General features: G+C 73.5%; 1 protein-coding gene. It reads right to left on the bottom strand.

The features are described from left to right. Nucleotides 1-50: 50 nt before the first annotated feature. Entirely contained in the window at nucleotides 51-23,465 is a 23,415-nt protein-coding gene (locus D7231_RS00410) for a type I polyketide synthase (protein ID WP_241999485.1), read from the bottom strand.

The following is a 23,465-nucleotide window of genomic DNA, read 5'->3' as shown; positions in this document are numbered from 1 at the left end:
TTTGCGGAATTCGGCAAGGGGTCACCGGGACTCACCGGAACCGGAAACGGTCAGGAGATCCCGAATTCCTTGCCGAGCAGATCGAATACTTCGTCGTCCGTGGCCGATTCCAGATCGCTGCCCGTTCCAGTGCCTTCTGTTACCGGCGCCTTGCCGGATTCACCGGCAATCGCCAATACGGCCTGGAGCTTTGACAGGATCCGGTCGCGAGCATCACCCTCTGACAACTTCGTGACCAATTCTTGTTCGACCCTGTCCAGGTCAGCAAGTAGGGAATCCACTAGGGCTGGTTCGGCGACCCCGGCCGTCTCCGTGAGCACGTGCCGGGCCAGGAGAGCGGGTGTCGGGTAGTCGAAGACCAGGGTCGCGGGGAGCCGCAGCCCGGTGGCCTTGTTCAGCCGGTTGCGCAGTTCGACGGCCGTGAGGGAGTCGAACCCCAGGTCCTGGAAGGCCTGTTCCGGCCGTACCGCGTGGGCCGACGCGTGGCCCAGGACCGCGGCCACCTCGGCCCGGACCAGGTCCTCGACGGCCTTGTCCCGCTCGCCTTCCGGCAGGGCGGCCAGCCGGTCGGTCAGGGAGGACGCGGAGGGCGCGGCAGCGACCTGCGCGGTCCTCCGGGCCGCGGCCGGCACGAGAGCGCGCAGCACCGCGGGCGCCTCACCGGCACGCAGCGCACCGGTGTCGATGCGGACCGGGGCCAGCACCGCCTCCTCCGAGGCCAGTGCCGCGTCGAAGAGCCGCAGGCCCTCCTCCGGCGGCAGCGGCAGCACGCCGCTGCGCGCCATCCGCGCCCGGTCGGCCTCGGCGAGGCCGTCCGTCATCGCACCCGACTGCTCCCACACGCCCCAGGCCAGCGAAACGGCGGGCAGGCCCTCACCGCGGCGGTGCGCCGCGAACGCGTCGAGGAAGGAGTTCGCCGCCGCGTAGCTCGCCTGGCCGGCGCTGCCGACCAGTCCGGCGACGGACGAGAAGAGGACGAAGGCGGCCAAGTCCATTCCCCGGGTGCAGTTGTGCAGGTTCAGCACGGCGTCCACCTTGGGCCGGAAGACCTCCCTCAGCCTTTCCGGCGTGACCGAGGCGATGACCCCGTCGTCGAGAACACCCGCGGTGTGCACGACGCCCGACAGCGGATGGTCGCCGAGGCCGTCCAGCATTGCGGAGACGGCGTCCCGGTCGGCCACGTCGCACGCCGCCCAGGTGATGTCGGCGCCCCACGCCGCCAGCTCGGACTCCAGCTCGGCAGCACCGGGGGCTTCCGCGCCCCGGCGGCTCGCCAGCAGGAGCCGGCGCACCTTGTGCTCGGACACCAGGTGCCGGGCGACGAGCGCACCCAGCGAGCCGGAGGCGCCGGTCACGAGGACGGTGCCGTCGGCGAGGCCCGGGGTGACGGCGTCATCGGCAGCGGCCTTCGTCAGGCGCGGTACGAGGACGTCCTGGCCGCGCACCGCGAACTGCGGCTCACCGGCGGCAATCGCGGCGGGCAGTACGCGGATTGCTTCCTCGATGTCCTCGGCCTCGGCCTCGACCAGCACGATCCGGTCCGGGTTCTCCGACTGCGCGGACCGTACGAGACCCCGCACGGCAGCGTGAGCCGGATCGCCAGGACGCGTCACCAGCGCGAGCCGCGCCGGACGCTCCTCCGCCAGCCACCACTGCACCAGCTCCAGGGCCTCAGCCGCGACGGCGTGCACCTGCTCGGCGGAGGCGGAGGCGGAGTACGTACCGGATCCGGATGCTGCCCGGCACGGCACGACCGCGACGTCAGGAAGGGCCGTCTGGGCGGTGAGGTCGGCCAGGTCCGCGTATCGCCGAACGTCGAGCCCGGCCGCAGCCTCGGGGAGAGCCGGCGGCTGCCAGGCGAGACCGAACAGCGAGTCGTCGCCACGCCTGCCGGAGCCGCCGGCCTTGAGCAGCTGCTCCCGCGACACCGGCCGCAGCGACAGCGAGCCGACCGTGGCCACCAGGCCACCCGCGGCATCGGTCACGGTCAGCGACACCGCGTCAGTGCCCGTCCGCGAGACCTTGACCCGCAGCGCCGCCGCCCCGGCGGCCCGGACACTCACCTCGGACCAGGCGAAGGGCAGCAGCGGCCCGTCCTCGACGGGCACGAGCCCGCCCGCGCCGATCGCGTGGAGCGCCGAGTCCAGCAGCGCCGGGTGCAGGGCGAACGCGCCCGCCTCCGTGCCCTCGGGCAGGGCGACCTCGGCGAGGACGTCGTCCCCGCTGCGCCACACCGCCCGCAGGCCCTGGAAGACCGGGCCGTAGCCCAGGCCGAGTCCGGCCAGGCCCTCGTAGAACGCCGTCAGGTCGACGGCCTCCGCGCCCTCCGGCGGCCACGCGCCGACGAGGTCCGTACCGTGCGGCGGCTCGGGCAGCGCGTCCGTCAGGAAGCCGACCGCGTGCCGCACCCACGGCGCGTCGTCCGGTGCGTCCTCCAGCCGCGAGTGCACGCTCAGCGCGCGCCTGCCCGGCTCCTCCTCCTCGGCGCCGACCCACACCTGTACGGCCACGCCGCCGCGCTCCGGGACGACCAGCGGCGCTTCCAGCGTCAGGTCCTCGATCTGTGCGCAGCCGGCTTCGTCGCCCGCGCGCACCGCCAGTTCCACGAGCGCGGTGCCCGGCAGCAGCACGCTGCCCATGACCGTGTGGTCGGCGAGCCAGGGGTGGGTCTTGAGCGAGAGCCGCCCGGTGACCAGGAACCCTCCGGCGCCGGGCAGCGCGACCGCCGCACCCGCCAGCGGGTGCTCGGCCGCACCCAGGCCGAGTCCGGTGGCAGCGGCGCTGCCGGTGAACTCCTCGGGTGCGTCGAGCCAGAAGCGCTCGTACTGGAAGGCATACGTGGGCAGGTCGACGCGACGGGCACCGGGGAACAGCGCCTGCCAGTCCGGAGAGACACCGTGCACGTACAGCTCGCCGAGCGCGGTGGCGACGGCCTGCGGCTCGGGGCGGTCGGTGCGGAGGGCGGGGACGGTGACGATGCCGTCGTCCAGGCAGCCCTGCGTGAGGGCGCTCAGGACGCCGCCAGGGCCGATCTCCACGAAGGTGGTCACGCCCAGGTCGTGCAGGGTCCGCACGCCGTCGGCGAAGCGCACGGCCTCCCGGACGTGCTGGACCCAGTACTCAGGGGTGTACGCCTCGGCGAGACGGCCGGTGAGGTTGGAAACCACCGGGATCCGCGGCTGCTGGAAGGTCAGACCGCGGACGACCTCGGCGAACTCGTCCAGCATCGGGTCCATCAGCGGCGAGTGGAAAGCGTGGCTGACCTTCAGGCGGGAGGTCTTACGACCCTGCTGCTTGAAAGTCTCGCCGATCGCGACGGCCGCCTCCTCGGCACCGGAGACCACGACGGACTGCGGCCCGTTGATCGCCGCGATCCCGACCTGGTCGGTGAGATGCGGCAGCACCTCGTCCTCGGTCGCCTGGACGGCGACCATCGCACCGCCCGCGGGCAGCGCCTGCATCAGCGCAGCCCGCGCCGACACCAACTTCGCCGCATCCTCCAGCAACAGCACCCCGGCCACATGAGCAGCCGCGATCTCGCCCACCGAGTGACCGGCCACGTAGTCCGGCCGAATGCCGAACGACTCCAGGAGCCGGAACAGCGCCACCTCGAAGGCGAACAGCGCGGGCTGCGTCGACCCCGTCTGGTTCAGCTCCTCGGAGTCGACATCCACCGGCGCGTCCAGAAGCGCGCACACCTCGTCGTACGCCGCCGCGAACAGCGGGAACGCCGTGTACAGCTCACGCCCCATGCCGATCCGCTGCGAGCCCTGGCCCGAGAACAGGAATCCGACCTTGCCTCCGGCGCCCGGCTCGCCCAGGACGACCCGGGCGGACGGGGAACCCGCGGCCAGCGCGCGGAGCCCGGCCAGGAGTTCGTCCCGGCTCTCCCCCACCACGGCGGCCCGGTGCTCCATCGCCGAGCGCGTGGTGGCGAGCGAGAAGCCGATGTCGGCCGACCGCAGATCAGTGGCCGTGTCCGCGTTCGAGAGGGACAGCAGACGCTCCGCCTGTGCCCGCAGCGCCGCCTCGGTCCTGCCCGACAGCACCCACGGCGCGGCAATCGCATCCGGACCGGCGCCCGTTGCCGGGGCCTCCTCCGCCACCTCGGGCGCCTGCTCGACGATCACGTGGGCATTGGTGCCGCTGATGCCGAAGGACGACACCGCCGCGCGGCGCGGCAGGCCGCTCGCCGGCCACTCCACCGCCTCGGTCAGCAGCCGTACGCCGCCGGCCGACCAGTCCACGTGGGGCGACGGCTCGTCGATGTGCAGCGTCTGCGGCAGCACACCGTGCTGCATCGCCATCACCATCTTGATCACGCCACCGACGCCCGCAGCGGCCTGCGAGTGGCCAATGTTGGACTTCAGTGAGCCCAGCCACAGCGGCCGGTCCTCGGCGCGCTCCTGCCCGTACGTCGCGATGAGCGCCTGCGCCTCGATCGGGTCGCCGAGCCGCGTGCCCGTGCCGTGCGCTTCGACCGCGTCGACCTGGTCCGAGGACAGGCCCGCATTCGCCAGGGCCTGCCGGATCACGCGCTGCTGCGAAGGACCGTTCGGGGCGGTCAGGCCGTTCGACGCACCGTCCTGGTTCACCGCGGTGCCACGGACGACCGCCAGCACCTTGTGCCCGTTGCGCCGGGCGTCCGACAGCTTCTCCACGAGCAGCATGCCCGCGCCCTCGGCCCAGCCCGTGCCGTCCGCGCCGGCCGCGAACGCCTTGCACCGGCCGTCGCCGGACAGGCCGCGCTGGCGGCTGAACTCGACGAAGGTCGAGGGGGTCGCCATGACGGTGACGCCGCCGACCAGGGCCATCGAGCACTCGCCGGTGCGCAGCGCCTGGGTCGCCAGGTGCAGGGCGACGAGCGAGGACGAGCAGGCCGTGTCGACCGTGACGGCCGGGCCTTCGAGGCCGAAGGTGTACGAGACGCGGCCCGAGGCGATGCTGCCCGCGCTGCCGCTGCCCAGGTAGGCGTCCATGCCGTCCGGGGCCGTCTTCACCCGCCCGCCGTAGTCGTGGTACATCACGCCGGCGAAGACGCCGGTCCTGCTGCCCCGCACCGTGGCCGGGTCGATGCCGGCCCGCTCGAACGCCTCCCACGACGTCTCCAGCAGCAGCCGCTGCTGCGGGTCCATCGCCAGCGCCTCGCGCGGCGAGATCCCGAAGAAGGCCGGGTCGAAGTCGGCCGCCTCGTGCAGGAAGCCGCCGTGGCGCACGTAGGACTTGCCGGAGCGGTCGGGGTCGGGGTCGAAGAGGTTCTCGACGTCCCAGCCGCGGTCCTCGGGGAACCCGGAGATCGCGTCGCCGCCGGACGCGACGAGGCGCCACAGGTCCTCGGGCGACCGCACGTCACCGGGGAACCGGCAGGCCATGCCCACGATCGCGATCGGCTCGTCCGTGCCGGCGACCGCGGCGACCGCGGCCTCGGACTCCTCCTGGACGCCCAGCGTCTCGGCCAGCAGGAAGCGGGCGAGCGCGGTGGGCGTGGGGTGGTCGAAGACCATGGTCGCGGGGAGCCGCAGCCCGGTCGCCGTGTTCAGGCGGTTGCGCAGTTCCACCGAGGTGAGCGAGTCGAACCCGGCGTCCTGGAAGGCGTGCTCCGGCTGGACGGCCTGGACGGAGGCGTGCCCGAGCACGGCGGCGACTTCGGTACGGACCAGGTCCAGCACCGCCTGCTCGCGCTCGGCCTCCGGCAGCCCGGCCAGCCGCTGTCCCAGCGTTCCCTTCGGTGCGGTCTGCGCCGCACGCCGCGCCGTGCCCCGTACGGGGCCCCGCAGCGCTCGCAGCACCGCAGGCACCGTGCCTTGCAGGCCACTGAGGTCCAGCCGCAGGGGGGCGACGGTCGCCCGGTCCAGGGCCAGCGCCGCGTCGAACAGCCGCAGTCCTTCGTCGACGGCTATCGGGGCCAGGCCCACCCGCTTGAGGCGGGTGAGGTCGGCCTGGTCGAGCCGGTCGGCCATGCCGCTGCCCTGCTCCCACAGGCCCCAGGCCAGCGAGGTCGCGGGCAGGCCCTGGGCGCGGCGGGCTTCGGCGAAGGCGTCGAGGAACGTGTTCGCCGCCGCGTAGTTGCCCTGCCCGGCGCTGCCCAGGATTCCGGACACCGAGGAGAAGACCACGAACGCCGACAGGTCGTTCGTCAGCTCGTGGAGGTTCAGGACGGCGTCGACCTTCGGGCGCAGCACCGCGTCCATGCGCTCCGGGGTCAGCGCGGCGATCACGCCGTCGTCGAGGACGCCGGCCGTGTGCACGACGGCCGTCACCGGCGTCTCGGCGAGCACGGCGGCGAGGGCGTCGCGGTCGGCCACGTCACAGGCCGCCCAGCGCACTTCGGCGCCCCACGCGGCCAGCTCGGCTTCCAGCTCGACCGCGCCGGGGGCCTCCGCGCCGCGCCGGCTGAGCAGCAGCAGGCTGCGGACGCCGTGGGCGGCGACCAGGTGCCGGGCGACGATCCCGCCCAGCGCACCGGACGCACCGGTCAGCAGGACGGGGCCGGCGCCGAAGTCCGCCGTGTCCACCGTGCCGGAGGCGTCTCCGGCTCCGGCTCCGGTGAGCTTCGCCAGGCGCGGCACGAGGGCGTCCTGGCCGCGCACCGCGAACTGCGGCTCACCGGCGGCAATCGCGGTGGGCAGTACGCGGATTGCTTCCTGGATGTCCTCAGTCTCGGCCTCGATCAGCACGATCCGATCCGGGTTCTCCGACTGCGCGGTCCGTACGAGACCCCGCACCGCGGCATGGGCCGGATCGCCAGGACGGATCACCAGTGCCAGCCGCGCCGGACGCTCCTCCGCCAGCCACCACTGCACCAGCGCCAGGACGGCATGGGTGACTTCACGGACCCGGGCGGCTGTGTTGTCGTTGTTGTCGTTGTCCGTCTCAGAACCCGTCGGGCACGGGACGACTACGACGTCCGCCGTCGCTTCCGACTCCCGCAGCGCGCCGAAGTCCGCGACGGACTCGATCACCAGCGTGGCGGGGTCGGAGGGCAGCGCGAGCGGCGTCCACTCCAGCCCGAACAGCGGGCTGCCGCCGTCGCCCGCACCGCGCAACTGCTCCGCCGATACGGCACGCAGCGACAGCGACTCGACCGAGGCCACGAGGCCACCCGCGCCATCGGCCACGGTCAGCGTCATCGAGCCGGTGCCCGTCCGCGACAGCTTCACCCGCACCATGGCCGCGCCGGTTGCCTGAACGGCCACACCGGACCATGCGAACGGCAGGGCGGGGCCGTCGTCCAGCGAGACCAGCCCGCCGGCGGCGAGGGCGTGCAGAGCGGCGTCCAGCAGCGCCGGGTGCAGGGCGAACGAAGCCGCGTCGGCAGCTGCGTCCTCCGGCAGTTCGACCTCGGCGAAGACGTCCTCTCCGCCGCGCCACACCGCGCGCAGGCCCTGGAAGACCGGACCGTAGTCCAGGCCGGCGGCGGCCATGCCCGCGTAGAACTCCGTCAGGTCGACGGCCTCCGCGCGAGTGGGCGGCCAGGTGCCGATGTCCGTGGCGGGCGGCGCCTCTGCCGAGGACAGCACACCGGTCGCGTGCCGCACCCAGGAACCGTCCTCGACGCGCGAGTGCACGCTCAGCTGCCGCCGGCCCGACTCGTCCTCCGGGCCGACCGCCACCTGAAGGGTGACGGCGCCGCGCTCCGGCACGACCAGGGGAAGTTCCAGCGTGAGGTCCTCAATCCAGCCGCAGCCGGCCTCGTCGCCCGCCCTGACCGCCAGCTCGACGAACGCGGTGCCGGGCAGCAGAACGGTCCCGTTCACGGCGTGGTCGGCGAGCCACGGGTGGGAGTCGAGGGAGAGCAGGCCGGTGAGCAGCACCCCGTCGCTGTCGGCGGTCGCGATCGCGGCGCCGAGCAGCGGGTGGTCCGCCGCCCCCAGGCCGGCGGCCCGGACGTCACCAGGAGCCTGGGGCACATCGAGCCAGTAGCGCTCGCGCTGGAAGGCATACGTGGGGAGGTCGACGCGGCGGGCGCTGGGGAACAGGGCCTGCCAGTCCGGGGAGACGCCGTGGGTGTGGAGCTGACCGACGGCGGTGACGAACGCGTACGGCTCGGGGCGGTCGGTGCGGAGGGCGGGGATGGTGACGATGCCGTCGTCGAGGCAGCCCTGGGTGAGGGCGCTCAGGACGCCGCCGGGGCCGATCTCCACGAAGGTCGTCACGCCCAGGTCATGCAGGGTCCGGACGCCGTCGGCGAAGCGCACGGCCTCGCGGACGTGCTGGACCCAGTACTCGGGGGTGTACAGCTCGGCCAGGCGGCCGGTGAGGTTGGAGACCACGGGGATCTGCGGCTCGCTGAAGGTCAGGGCGCCGACGACCTCGGCGAACTCCTCCAGCATCGGGTCCATGAGGGGCGAGTGGAACGCGTGACTGACCTTCAGACGCGAGGTCTTACGACCCTGCTGTACGAAGACCTCGGCGATGGCCAGCACAGCGTCCTCCGCGCCGGAAACCACCACGGACCGCGGCCCATTGATCGCCGCGATCCCGACCTGGTCGGTCAGGTGCGGCAGCACCTCATCCTCAGTCGCCTGCACGGCGACCATCGCCCCGCCCGCCGGCAGCGCCTGCATCAACGCAGCACGCGCCGACACCAACTTCGCCGCATCCTCCAGCGACAACACACCCGCCACATGAGCAGCCGCAATCTCGCCCACCGAGTGACCGGCCACGTAATCCGGCCGGATACCGAACGACTCCAGCAAGCGGAACAGCGCCACCTCAACAGCAAACAACGCAGGCTGCGTCGACCCGGTCTGGTTCAGCTCCTCCGAGTCAACGTCCACCGGGGCACCCAGCCGCGCGCACACCTCGTCGTAAGCCGCCGCGAACACCGGGAACGCCGCGTACAGCTCACGTCCCATCCCGAGGCGCTGCGACCCCTGACCCGAGAACAAGAACCCGACCTTGCCCCCGACAGCACCGCCAGCCACAGCAGCACCCGAAGCCACCGCCTCCAGGCCCCGCCGGAGCTCAGCAAGGTCCTCACCCACGACCACCGCACGCCGCTCCAGCACCGCACGCGAAGTGGCCAGCGAGAAGCCGACATCGATCGGCCGAACCTCGGCACCCTCAGCCCCCACAAAGGACAGCAGCCGCACCGCCTGATCCCGCAGCGCCGCCTCGCTCTTCGCCGACAGCACCCACGGCACCACCGCATCCGGGCCGGCGTCCGAAGCCGGGGCGGACTCCGCCGTCACAGCAGGCGCCTGCTCCACGATCACGTGCGCGTTCGTACCGCTCACGCCGAACGAGGAGACCGCTGCCCGCCGTGGCGCGTCGCCCGCAGGCCACTCCACGGCCTCGGTCAGCAGCTGCACCGCGCCCGCCGACCAGTCCACGTGCGGCGTCGGCTCGTCCACGTGCAGGGTCTGCGGCAGCACACCGTGCTGCATCGCCATCACCATCTTGATCACGCCACCGACACCGGCCGCGGCCTGCGAGTGCCCGATGTTGGACTTCAGCGAGCCCAGCCACAGCGGCCGGTCCTCGGCGCGCTCCTGCCCGTACGTCGCGAGCAGGGCCTGCGCCTCGATCGGGTCGCCCAGCTTCGTACCCGTGCCGTGCGCTTCCACGGCGTCGATCTGGTCCGAGGACACCCCGGCGTTCGCCAGCGCCTGCCGGATGACCCGCTGCTGTGCCGGACCGTTCGGGGCGGTCAGGCCGTTGGACGCGCCGTCCTGGTTCACGGCCGTACCGCGAACCACCGCCAGCACCTTGTGCCCGTTGCGCCGGGCATCCGACAGCTTCTCCACGAGCAGCATGCCCGCGCCCTCGGCCCAGCCCGTGCCGTCCGCAGCGGCCGCGAACGCCTTGCACCGGCCGTCGGCCGACAGGCCGCGCTGGCGGCTGAACTCCACGAACACGGACGGGCCGGCCATGACCGTGACACCGCCGACGAGCGCCATCGAGCACTCGCCGCTCCGCAGCGCCTGGGTCGCCAGGTGCAGCGCCACCAGGGACGACGAGCACGCCGTGTCCACCGTGACGGCCGGGCCCTCCAGCCCGAACGTGTACGAGACGCGGCCCGAAGCGACGCTGCCCGCGCTGCCGTTGACGAGGTAGCCCTCAAGGCCTGCCGGCGAGGTGTGCACGCGCCCGCCGTAGTCGTGGTACATCACGCCGGCGAAGACGCCGGTCCTGCTGCCCCGTACCGAGGCCGGGTCGATGCCGGCCCGCTCGAACGCCTCCCACGACGTCTCCAGCAGCAGCCGCTGCTGCGGGTCCATCGCCAGCGCCTCGCGCGGCGAGATCCCGAAGAACTCGGCGTCGAAGTCGGCCGCCTCGTGCAGGAAGCCGCCCTCCCGGGTGTAGCTGGTGCCCCACTGGTCGGGGTTCGGGTCGTAGAGCTTCTCGACGTCCCAGCCGCGGTCGGTGGGGAAGCCCGACACCGCGTCGCGGCCGGAGAACACCAGCTGCCACAGGTCTTCGGGCGACTGCACGCCGCCGGGGTACCGGCAGGCCATGCCCACGATCGCGATCGGCTCGTCCGCCCCGCCGGTCGCCGTGGAGACGGTTGCCGGCACGGCCGCCGCCTCGCCGGAGCCCGCGGCTTCGGCGGTGAGGAAGCGGGCGAGGGTGAGCGGGTTCGGGTAGTCGAAGATCAGTGTGGCGGGGAGGCGCATGCCGACGGCCGCGTTGAGCCGGTTGCGCAGTTCGACGGCGGTCAGCGAGTCGAACCCGATGTCCTTGAACGAGTCGTCCGCGCCGACCGCCTGTGCGCCGGCGTGCCCGAGCACCGCGGCGACCTCGGTGCGGACCAGGTCCAGCACCGCCTGCTCGCGCTCGGCCTCCGGCAGCCCGGCCAGCCGCTGCCCGAGGGAGGACGATGCCGCCTTCGCCGCCGCTGCCGCGCGCCGGGCCGGCGCGACCCGGACCAGTCCGCGCAGCACCGCCGGTACGGGCTGTCCCTGCCCGTCGCGGAAGGCGGAGGTGTCGAGCCGGATCGGGACGACCGCCGCCCGCCCGGCGGCCAGGGCCGCGTCGAACATCCGCAGGCCGGCGGCCGGCGGGATCGCGGCGAGGCCCATGCGCTTGATGCGCGTGAGATCGGTGTGGTCGAGGCCGCCGGTCATCGCACTGTCGGTGTCCTGCGCCCACAGGCCCCACGCCAGCGAGGTGGCGGGCAGGCCCTGGGCACGGCGGTGCTCGGCGAGGGCGTCGAGGAAGGTGTTGGCGGCGGCGTAGTTGCCCTGGCCCGGCGTGCCGAGGGTGCCCGCCACGGAGGAGAAGACCACGAACGCGGACAGCTCACCGGACAGCTCACCGGCCAGTTCGTGCAGGTTCAGCGCCGCGTCCACCTTGGGGCGGAACACGCCGTCCAGCCGCTCAGGAGTCAGCGAACCGATGATTCCGTCGTCCAGGACGCCGGCGGTGTGAATGATCGCGGACAGGCTCTGCCCGGCCCCGGCCAGGAGTTCACGGACGGCGTCGCGGTCGGCCACGTCGCAGGCGGCCCAGGTGACGTCGGCACCCTGCGCGGCCAGGTCCGCGGCGAGCTCGGCGGCACCGGGCGCGTCCCCGCCGCGGCGGCTGACGAGCAGCAGGCTGCGAACGCCGTGCTCAGCGACCAGGTGCCGGGCGAACAGGCCGCCCAGCCCGCCGGACGCGCCGGTCAGCAGGACGGTGCCGGAACCGAGGTCGGGAAGCTCCGTCCCCGTCTCCGCGTCCGGCGCGGCGATGCGGACCAGCCTCGGCACCCGGGCCTCGCCCGCGAGCACCGCGGCCTGCGGCTCACCGGAGGCGATCAGGGCAGGCAGGGCAGGCAGGGCGGGCAGGGCGGGCAGGGCGGGCAGGAGCCCGGCAAGAGAGACATCGAGATCAGCATCGGTCTCGACCAGCATGATGCGGTCGGGGTTCTCGGTCTGTGCCGAGCGCACCAGTCCGCGGACCGCCGACTGAGCCAGGTCACCCGTACGCATCACCAGCACCAGGCGCGACGGGCGTTCCTCGGCCAGCCACCACTGCACCAGCTCCAGCACGGCATGGGCGACCTCGCGGACCCGAACAGCGGTGTCCGGGCCGGACCCTGCCGGGCACGGCACAACCACGGCGTCGGCCACGGCTCCGGTCTCAGCTCCGGCTCCGGCATCCGCCGACGAGTCAGCGGCCCGCAGCGCGGCGAGGTCTTCGTACGTCTCGATCCTCAAGCCGTCCGGCACGGGCGGCAAGGTGAGCGGTGCCCACTCCAGGCCGAAGACCGAGTCGTCGCTGCCGGAACCGGCGCGCAACTGGTCGGCGGGGACCGGGCGCAGCGTCAGGGCGTCGACCTGCGCGACCGGCGCGCCGGTGCCGTCGGCCAGCACCAGCGCCACCGTGGAGGTGCCGGTGCCGGCGCGCGAGACCTTCACGCGCAGGACGGAGGCTCCGGCGGCCGCCAGGCGCACGCCGCTCCAGGCGAAGGGCAGCAGCCCGTTGCCCGTCCCGGCCTCGGGCTCGACCGCCCCCAGCCAGACGGTGTGCAGGGCGGCGTCGAACAGGGCGGGGTGCAGACCGTACGCGCTCGCGTCCGTCCGCTCCGCGCCGGGCAGTTCCACCTCGGCGTAGAAGTCGTCCCCGCTGCGCCAGGCGGCGCGCAGGCCCTGGAAGACGGGGCCGTAGTCGAGCGCCATGCCCGCGAGCCGGTCGTAGAACCCGTCGACGTCGACCGGCTCCGCGCCCGCGGGCGGCCACGCGGCGAGCGAACCGTCCACCGGGCCCGTGGCGACGGCCAGGGAGCCGGAGGCGTGCCGGACCCACACGCGCTCGGACTCGTCCTCGTGCGCGTACCCGGCCCGCTCCCCGTCGTCGGTCCGCGAGTGCACGGTCAGCGGCCGGCGGCCGGTGCCGTCGTCGGCGCCGACGCGCACCTGGAGGGCGACGCCGCCGCGCGCGGGGACGAGCAGCGGTGTCTCCAGGGTCAGTTCTTCCAGCAGGTCGCAGCCCACGGCGTCGGCGGCGGTGATCGCCAGCTCGACGAACGCGGTGCCCGGCAGGATGGCGACGCCGTTGACGGCGTGGTCCACCAGCCACGGGTGCGTGTGCGCGGAGAGCCGGCCGGTGAGCAGGTGCCCGTCGCCGTCGGCCAGCGGCACGGCGGCGCCGAGCAGCGGGTGACCGGGCTCGCCCTGGCCCACGGCACGCATGTCACCTGCGGAGGCGGGGGCGTCGAGCCAGTAGCGCTCGCGCTGGAAGGCATAGGTGGGCAGGTCGACGCGCCGGGCGCCGGGGAAGAAGGCGTGCCAGTCCACTTCGACGCCGCTGACGTGCAGCTGGGCGTACGCGGTGGTGATCGCCTGCGGCTCGGGGCGGTCGCCGCGGAGTACGGGGACGGTGACGACGTCGTCGTCGAGGCAGCCCTGGGCGAGGGCGCTCAGGACACCGCCGGGGCCGATCTCCACGAAGGTCGTGACGCCCAGGTCGTGCAGGGTCTTGACGCCGTCGGCGAAGCGGACCGCTTCACGGACGTGCTGGACCCAGTACTCGGGGGTGTACGCCTCGGCGAGACGGCCGGTGAGGTTCGAGACCACCGGAATCAGCGGCTCGTGGAAGGTCAGACCGCCGACGACGCCGGCGAACTCGTCCAGCATGAGGTCCATGAGGGGCGAGTGGAACGCGTGGCTGACCTTCAGGCGGGACGTCTTACGGCCCTGCTCCTTGAAGAGCTCAGCAATTGCGGTGACCGCGTCCTCGGCGCCGGAAACCACCACGGACCGCGGGCCGTTGATCGCCGCGATGCCGACCTGATCGGTCAGGTGCGGGAGTACTTCCTCCTCGGTCGCCTGCACGGCGACCATCGCACCGCCCGCGGGCAGCGCCTGCATCAGCGCGGCCCGCGCCGACACCAGCTTCGCCGCGTCCTCCAGCGACAGCACGCCCGCCACATGAGCGGCCGCAATCTCGCCCACCGAGTGACCGGCCACGTAATCCGGCCGCACACCCCACGACTCCAGCAGGCGGAACAGCGCCACCTCAACAGCGAACAGCGCAGGCTGCGTAGACCCGGTCTGGTGCAGCTCCTCGGAGTCGACGTCGACCGGCGCGTCCAGCAGTGCGCACACCTCGTCGTACGCCACGGCGAAGACGGGGTACGTCGCGTACAGCTCGCGCCCCATCCCGAGGCGCTGCGAGCCCTGACCCGAGAACAAGAACCCGACCTTGTCCGCCGAGTGCGCGCGTCCCGCAACGACGTTCGCCGCCGCTTCGCCCGCGGCAAGGGCCTCCAGCCCCGCCCGCAGCTCGGCCGGGTCGGTGCCGATCACCGCGGCGCGGTGCTCCAGCGCCGTTCGCGTCGTGGCCGACGAGAATCCGGCGTCGACCGGTGACACGTCATCCGCCGCGAAGGCCAGCAGGCGTTCCGCCTGTGCCCGCAGCGCCGCCTCGCTCTTCGCCGACAGCACCCACGGCACGGGCACCGGGCGGTGCCCCCCCACCTGCTCGGCCGCGGCCGTAACGGCGGGCGCCTCCTCGATGATCGTGTGGGCGTTGGTGCCGCCGATCCCGAAGGACGACACCGCGGCGCGCCGGGGGCCGGCCGTCCCGGGCCAGTCCACGGGCTGGGTCAGCAGCCGCACCGCGCCCGCCGACCAGTCCACGTGCGCGGTCGGCTCGTCCACGTGCAGGGTCTGCGGCAGCATGCCGTGCTGCATCGCCAGCACCATCTTGATCACACCGGCGACGCCCGCCGCGGCCTGCGTGTGACCGATGTTGGACTTGACCGAGCCCAGCCACACCGGCCGGTCGTCGGAGTGCTCCTGGCCGTACGTGGCGAGGAGCGCCTGCGCCTCGATGGGGTCGCCCAGCTTGGTGCCCGTGCCGTGCGCCTCCACCGCGTCCACGTCGGCGGGCGTGAGCCCGGCCGAGGCCAGGGCCTGGCGGATCACACGCTGCTGCGACGGGCCGTTCGGGGCGGTGAGGCCGTTGGAGGCACCGTCCTGGTTGACGGCGCTGCCGCGTACGACGGCGAGGATTTCGTGGCCGTTGCGCTGGGCGTCGGACAGCCGTTCCACCAGCAGCAGGCCGACGCCCTCGCCCCAGCCCGTGCCGTCGGCACCGGCCGCGAAGGCCTTGCAGCGGCCGTCGGGCGACAGGCCGCGCTGGCGACTGAACTCCACGAACAGGTCCGGCGTGGTCATGACGGTCACGCCACCGACCAGGGCCATTGTGCACTCGCCGCTCCGCAGCGCCTGCGCGGCGAGGTGGAGGGCCACGAGCGACGACGAGCACGCCGTGTCGATGGTGACGGCCGGGCCTTCGAGGCCGAACGTGTACGAGATGCGGCCGGAGACGACCGAGGCCGCCTTGCCGGTGAGCGCGTAACCCTCGATCTCCTCGGGCGCGTTGCGCAGCCCGTTGGCGTAGTCCTGGCCGTTGGTGCCGATGAAGACACCGGTCCGGCTGGCGCGGACGGACGCGGGGGCGATGCCGGCGCGCTCGAAGGCCTCCCACGCGGTCTCCAGCAGCAGCCGCTGCTGCGGGTCCATGGCCAGCGCCTCGCGCGGCGAGATCCCGAAGAGGCCGGCGTCGAAGCGGTCGGCGCCGTCGATGAAGGCGCCGTCACGCGCGTACGTGCGGCCGGACCGGTCGGGGTCGGGGTCGTAGAGCGAGTCGATGTCCCAGCCGCGGTCGGTGGGGAAGCCGGAGACCGCGTCGCGGCCGGAGCGGAGCAGCTCCCACAGGTCCTCCGGCGACTGGACGCCGCCCGGGAAGCGGCAGCTCATGCTGACGATCGCGAGGGGCTCGTCGGTCGCGGCGGCGGCCGTCGCCTGCGCGGCCTCCGCCCCCTGCTCGTGCCGGCCGAGGAGCTCCTCGCGCAGGTGGCGGGCGAGGGCGGTGGGGGTCGGGTGGTCGAAGACGAGGGTGGTGGGCAGCTTGAGGCCGGTGGCCGTGTTGAGCCGGTGGCGCAGTTCGACGGCGGTGAGCGAGTCGAAGCCGGTCTCGCGGAACGTCCGGTCGGCGTCGAAGGCGCCCTTGCCCGCGTGGCCGAGCACCGTGGCGGCCTGCTCACGGACCAGGTCCAGCAGGGTGCGGTCCCGCTCCCCCGGCGCCGCGCCCAGGAGGCGCTGGACCAGCGCGGACGCGGGCACTTCGGCGCTCTGCGCGGCCTGGGCGCGCGCTTCGAGGGCCTTACGGGCCTCGGGCACGCCCTGGAGCAGAAGGCAGGGGCGGGTGCCGGCGAAGGCCGGGACGAAGCGGTCCCAGTCCACGTCGGCGACGGTCACGGACGTCTCGCCGTGGGTCAGCGCGCCGTGCAGCACGGAGATCGCGGGCAGGGCCGCGATCGCGCGGACGCCGCGCCGCCGCAGGTGGTCGCCGGCGGCGCCGTCGGCCATGCCTCCGTCCGCCCAGGAGCCCCACGCGACGGCTAGCGCGGGCAGGCCCTGGGCACGGCGGTGCTCGGCGAGGGCGTCGAGGAAGGCGTTCGCGGCACCGTAGGCGCCCTGGCCGCCGTTGCCCCAGACGCCGGTCATCGAGGAGAAGAGGACGAAGGCGTCGAGGTCGTGGCGGTCGCGGGTGAGCTCGTGCAGGTGGAGCGCGGCGTCCACCTTGGGGCGCAGCACGTGGTCGAGGCGCTCGGGCGTGAGCGATTCGACCAGGCCGTCGTCGAGCACGCCCGCGGTGTGCACCACGGCGTTGACGGTGTGCTGGTCGAACAGCGCGGCGAGGGCGTCGCGGTCAGCCGCGTCGCACGCCGCGAGCGTGACCTGGGCGCCCAGATCCTCCAGCTCCGCCTTGAGTTCGGCGGCGCCGGGGGCTTCGGGCCCGCGGCGGCTGGTGAGCAGCAGGTGCTCGGCTCCGGCCCCGGCGAGCCAGCGGGCCACGTGCCCGCCGAGCGCACCCGTACCACCGGTCACGAGCACGGTGCCGCGCGGCGACCACGGCTCGTCGACCTGTGCCGCGCTCTGCGGTGCGCGGACGAGACGGCGTCCGGACACGCCGGAGGCGCGTACGACGAGCTGGTCCTCGTCGGCCTGCGCCAGCAGGCCGGCCAGCCGCTCCAGGGAGCGGGAGTCGAGTACGGCGGGCAGGTCGATGAGCCCGCCCCAGCGCTGCGGCTGCTCCAGGGCGACGATCCGGCCGAGGCCCCAGAGCCGGGCCGAGGCGGGGTCGGTGAGCGGGTCGGAGGCTCCGGTCGACACCGCGCCGGCGGTCAGGCACCACAGCGGGGCTTCGATGCCGGCGTCGCCGAGGGCCTGGACGAGCAGGACGAGCCGGTGGAGGGCGTCCGGCCCGGGCTGCGTTCTTGCCGCGGTCTCTGCCGCAGCTCCTGCCGCGGCGAACACGATGCCGTCGGCCTGACCGTGCCCGGCCTCGGCCAGGGCCTGGGCCAGGGAGTCGCGGTCAGTGTCCTCGCCCAGGACGAGCGGTACGAGCTCGACGCCGAGTTCCGTGAGTCCGGCGTGGATCGCCGCGGTCCATGCGGTCTCCTCGGGGACCACGTAGAGCCAGGTTCCCGACGGAGCAGCGCCCTCGATGTTGCCGAGGGGCTGCCAGGTGATCCGGTAGCGCCAGCCGTCGGCGGTGGACTGCTCGCGCCGCTGCCGGCGCCAGGCGGACAGCTTGGGCCCGACCACGTCCAGGGCGTCGGGGGCCAGCCCCAGGAGCGCACTGAGAGAGGCACGGTCCTCGCTCTCGACGGAGTCCCAGAACTCGGCGTCCATCGCCTCCGGGGCGCCAGCGATTGCTGCCTGGGGCACGTCGAGCCAGTAGCGCTCGCGCTGGAAGGCGTAGGTGGGCAGGTCGATGCGGCGGGCGCTGGGGAACAGGGCCTGCCAGTCCGGGGAGATGCCGTGGGTGTGGAGCTGACCGACGGCGGTGACGAACGCGTACGGCTCGGGGCGATCGGCGCGGAGGGCAGGGATAGTGACAATGCCGTCGTCCAGGCAACCCTGGGCGAGGGCGCTCAGGACGCCGCCGGGGCCGATCTCCACGAAGGTCGTCACGCCCAGGTCGTGCAGGGTCTGCACGCCGTCGGCGAAACGGACGGCATCGCGGACGTGCTGGACCCAGTACTCCGGGGTGTACGGCTCGGCGAGACGGCCGGTGAGGTTGGAGACCACGGGGATCTGCGGTTCGCTGAAGGTCAGAGCGCCGACGACCTCGGTGAACTCCTCCAGCATGGGGTCCATGAGGGGCGAGTGGAACGCGTGACTGACCTTCAGACGCGAGGTCTTACGGCCTTGCTCCTTGAAGACCTCAGCGATCTTCAGCACGGCATCTTCGGCGCCGGAAACCACTACGGACTGCGGCCCATTGATGGCAGCAATGCCGACGTTCTCCGTCAGGTGCGGCAGCACCTCATCCTCAGTCGCCTGCACGGCGACCATCGCCCCGCCGGCCGGAAGCGCCTGCATCAGCGCGGCACGCGCCGACACCAACTTCGCCGCGTCCTCCAGCGACAACACCCCAGCCACGTGCGCGGCCGCGATCTCACCTACGGAGTGACCAGCCACGTAATCCGGCCGGATACCGAACGACTCCAACAGCCGGAACAGCGCCACCTCAACAGCGAACAACGCAGGCTGGGTGCACCCGGTCTGGTGAAGCGTTTCCGCATCGACATCGACCGGCGCATCGAGCAGCGCACACACCTCGTTGTAAGCCGCGGCAAAGACGGGGTACGCCGCGTACAGCTCACGTCCCATCCCGATCCGCTGCGACCCCTGCCCCGAGAACAAGAACCCGACCTTGCCCCCGATGGCACCGCCGACCACAGCAGCGCCCGAAGCCACCGCCTCCAGGCCCCGCCGGAGCTCGGCAAGGTCCTCGCCCACGACCACCGCACGCCGCTCCAGCACCGCACGCGACGTAGCCAGCGAGAAGCCGACATCGATCGGCCGAACCTCGGCACCCTCAGCCCCCACAAAGGACAGCAGCCGCACCGCCTGGTCCCGCAGCGCCGCCTCGCTCTTCGCCGACAGCACCCACGGCACCGGACCCGCAGCGGCCGTCTCCCCGGCGGGCTCCTCGCTCGTCTGCACCTGCTCGACGATGACGTGCGCGTTCGTACCGCTGATGCCGAACGAGGACACCGCCGCGCGCCGCGGCACGTCGCTCGCGGACCACTCCACCGCCTCGGTCAGCAGGCGTACGCCGCTCTCCGACCAGTCCACGTGCGGCGTCGGCTCGTCCACGTGCAGGGTCTGCGGCAGCACACCGTGCTGCATCGCCATGACCATCTTGATCACACCGGCCACGCCCGCCGCTGCCTGCGTGTGGCCGATGTTGGACTTGAGCGAGCCCAGCCACAGCGGCCGGTCGCCGTCCCGCCCCTGCCCGTAGGCCGCGATGAGGGCTTCCGCCTCGATCGGGTCGCCGAGTCGCGTGCCCGTGCCGTGCGCTTCCACCGCGTCGACGTCGGCCGGCGCGAGTCCGGCGGAGGCCAGGGCCTGCCGGATCACGCGCTGCTGCGACGGGCCGTTCGGGGCCGTGAGACCGTTGGACGCACCGTCCTGGTTGACCGCGCTGCCGCGCACCACTGCCAGCACTTGGTGGCCGTTGCGCCGGGCGTCGCTGAGCCGCTCCACGAGCAGCATGCCGACGCCCTCGGCCCAGCCCGTACCGTCCGCGCCTGCCGCGAACGCCTTGCACCGGCCGTCGGCCGACAGGCCGCGCTGGCGGCTGAACTCCACGAACATGCCGGGCGTGGACATCACGGTCACGCCGCCCGCCAGGGCCATCGTGCACTCGCCGCTCCGCAGCGACTGGACGGCCAGGTGCAGGGCGACCAGGGACGACGAGCACGCCGTGTCCACCGTGACCGCGGGGCCCTCAAGGCCGAACGAGTAGGCCACGCGGCCCGACGCGACGCTGGTGGTCGTGCCGGTGAGCAGGTAGCCCTCGATGCCGTCGACCGGCTCGTGCAGCCGGGGGCCGTAGTCCTGTGCCGTCGCGCCGATGAACACGCCCGCCCGGCTGCCGCGCAGCGTGGCCGGGTCGATGCCGGCGCGCTCGAACGCCTCCCACGCGGTCTCCAGGACCAGGCGCTGCTGCGGGTCGATGGCCGCGGCCTCGCGGGGGCTGATGCCGAAGAATCCGGCGTCGAACTCGGCCGCCTCGTGCAGGAAGCCGCCCTGCCGTGTCGAGGACTTGCCGGGGGTGCCGGGCTCGGGGTCGTAGAGTCCTTCGAGGTCCCAGCCGCGGTCGGCCGGGAATCCGGTGATGGCGTCACCGCCGGAGGCGACCAGCCGCCACAGGTCCTCCGGCGAGCTCACTCCGCCGGGGAGGCGGCAGCTCATGGCCACGATGGCGATGGGCTCGTCGGGGTCGGCCGCCGTACCGGGCGTCCCGGGCATGCCGGCCGCGGAGAACGCCGCGGCCTCGCCCAGGGCTTCCGCGCCGAGGTGGCGGGCGAGCGCGGCGGGCGTCGGGTGGTCGAAGAGCAGCCCGCTGGGCAGGCGCAGCCCGGTGGCCTCGCCGAGCTGATTGCGCAGTTCCACCGAGCTGAGCGAGTCGAAGCCGAGGTCCTTGAACGTCCACTCGGTCTCGACCCGGCGGGTGTCGGAGTGTCCCAGGACAGCCGCGATGTGCGCGCGGACCAGGTCGAGTACGGCTTCGTCGCGTTCGGCCTCGGGCAGGCCGGCCAGCCGCTGTCCGAGGGCGCCGACGGGCGCGCGCTCCGTACCGGTGTCGCCCGCGGCCGCTTCCGGCTGCGGGAGAGCGGGCGCCCAGGCCGTAGTGGTGCCGGCAGACGTGGTGGCGGAAGACATGGTGGCGGCAGACGCGGTGTCGCCGTCCAGCCAGTACCGCTGCCGCTCGAACGCGTACGTGGGGAGCGCGACCTTGCGGCGTGCGTCCCGCCCGCCGAACAGGGCGGTCCAGTCCGGCTCCAGGCCGTGGACGTGCAGCGAGGCGACCGCTGCCAGCAGGGCCTGCGCCTCGGGGCGGCGGGCGCGCAGGGCGGGAACGAACAGGGCATCGCCGTCGGCGCCGGAGCGGGCCATGGACGTCAGCACGCCGCCGGGGCCGAGCTCCAGGTACGTGCGGACGCCCTGCTCGTCGAGGCGGGCGACGCCGTCGGCGAACCGGACCGCGTCGCGGACGTGGCGGACCCAGTACGCGGCCGTGCGGCCCTCGTATTCCGCGGGCTCCTCGGACAGCCGGCCTGTCACATTGGACACGATCGGGATGCGCGGGGCGTGGAAGGTCAGGCCTTCGGCCACCCGGCGGAACTCCGCCAGCATGGGTTCCATGTGCGGGGAATGGAAGGCATGGCTGACCCGCAGCCGGCTGGTCTTGCGGCCCAGGGCCGCGAAGGCGTCGGCGATCTCGGTGACGAGGTCGTCGTCGCCGGAGACGACGACGGAGTCGGGGCCGTTGAGCGCGGCGATGCTCACGCGCTCCGTGCGGTCGCCGATGCGGGCGCGGACCTCGTCCTCCGCGGCCTGGACCGCGATCATGGCGCCGCCGGTGGGCAGCTCCTGCATCAGGCGGCCGCGCGCGGCGACCAGCTCGCAGGCGTCGGCGAGCGAGAGGACGCCGGCGACGTGCGCGGCGGCGAGTTCGCCGATGGAGTGGCCCATGAGCACGTCAGGGGTGATGCCCCAGCTCTCCAGCAGCCGGAACAGGGCAACCTCGACGGTGAACAGCGAGGTCTGTGTGTAGAGGGTCCGGTCCAGTTCGGCCGCGGTCCCGGAGCCCTCGGGGGCGAACATGACCTCGCGGAGCGGCCGCGGCAGCCGCGGGTCGAGGTGCGCGCACACCTCGTCGAGCGCGGCGGTGAACGCCGGGAAGGCCTCGGCCAGTTCGCGGCCCATGCCGGCCCGCTGGCTGCCCTGGCCGGAGAAGAGGAAGGCGAGCTTGCCGCGCGGGCCGGTGCGGCCCGTGGTCAGTGCGGCGTCGATTCCGCCGGTGGACAGCTCGCGCAGGGCTCGCAGGAAGTCGTCGCGGTCCTCGCCCACGACGACGGCCCGGTGTTCGAAGGCGGTGCGGCCGGTGGCGAGCGACCAGCCGGCGTCGGGCAGGGAGAGGCCGGGGTGGGCCTCGGTGTGCGCGAGGAGGGCGGCGGCCTGGGCGCGCAGCCCGGAGGCGGTCTTGGCGGACAGCGGCCACGGGACCGGGCCGGTGACCGTCCCCGTACCCGTCTCCGCTCCTGTACCCGTACGCGAACCCGCATCCGTACCCGTACGCGAACCCGTATCCGTACGGGAACCCGTCCCCGTACGCGTCGTCTCCGCCTGGTGTTCCGCCAGCACGATGTGGCAGTTGGTGCCGCCCATGCCGAACGAGCTGACTCCCGCGAGCAGCGGGCGGTCGTCGTCCCCGGCCTCCCACGCGGCGTGCTCGGTCTGCACCTGGAGGTTCAGCCGCGTCAGGGGAATCGCCGGGTTGGGGGTCTCGAAGTTGAGGCTGGCGGGCAGTGCGCGGTGGCGCAGCGACAGGGCGGCCTTGAGCAGGCCGGTGATGCCGGCGGCGCCTTCCAGGTGGCCGACGTTGGTCTTGGCCGAGCCGACCCGCAGCGGCCGGCCGGGCTCGCGCCCCGTGCCGAGGACCGCGCCGAGCGCGGCCGCCTCGATGGGGTCGCCGACCTTGGTGCCGGTGCCGTGCAGTTCCACGTAGCCGACGTGGGCGGGGTCGACCCCGGCCCGCTCGTAGGCGAGCCGGAGCACCTGCTCCTGCCCGGACTGCAAGGGGACGGTCAGCCCGTCGCCGCCACCGTCGTTGTTGACGGCGCTGCCGCGGATGACGCAGTAGACCGGGTCTCCGTCCTCGATCGCCCGGGCCAGCGGCTTGAGGACGACGATGCCGCCGCCCTCACCGCGGACGTAGCCGTTCGCGCGGGAGTCGAAGGTGAAGCAGCGGCCGTCCGGGGACAGGCCGCCGAACTTGGCGGCGCCCAGGGTGCTCTCGGGCACGATGTTGAGGTTCACGCCGCCCGCGAGGGCGATCGTCGACTCGCCCTTGCGGAGGCTCTCGCAGGCCAGGTGGACCGAGACCAGGGAGGAGGACTGGCCGGAGTCCACGGTCAGGCTGGGGCCGTTGAGGCCGAGGAAGTACGAGACCCGGTTGGCGATGATGCTGCGGTGCAGGCCGGTGACGGTGTGCGGGGAGATGGCCGTGAGCCCGGAGCGGTAGTGCAGGGTCGCGTAGTCGTCCCAGATGGCGCCGACGAACACGCCGGTGCGGGTGGCGCGCAGGGTCCCGGCGCGCACGTGCGCGTCCTCCAGCGCTTCCCAGGCCAGCTCCAGGACGAGCCGCTGCTGCGGGTCCATGGCCGCGGCCTCCTTGGGCGAGAGCCCGAAGAACCCGGCGTCGAAGTGGCCGATGCGGTCGATGAACCCGCCCCGGCGGATGTCGGTCCGGCCCGGCTCGGACGGGTCGGCGTCGGCCACGGCGGCCCCGTCCCAGCGGTCCGGGGGGACGTCGGTGACGGCGTCCGTGCCCTCGCTGAGCAGCCGCCAGAAGGCGGCCGGATCGGCGGCCCCCGGCAGCCGGCAGGCCAGACCGATGACGGCTATGCCGTCCACCATGCCCTCGCCCGTGCCGTCGCTCAT

This window comes from Streptomyces klenkii, assembly GCF_003626645.1.
In the GTDB taxonomy this organism is placed as follows: domain Bacteria; phylum Actinomycetota; class Actinomycetes; order Streptomycetales; family Streptomycetaceae; genus Streptomyces; species Streptomyces klenkii.
This window is presented reverse-complemented; position numbering and strand designations above follow the sequence as displayed.

Coding starts and splice junctions, on each gene's coding strand:
- D7231_RS00410 (WP_241999485.1), bottom strand. CDS start 23,465: ATGAGCGACGGCACGGGCGAGGGCATGGTGGACGGCATAGCCGTCATC.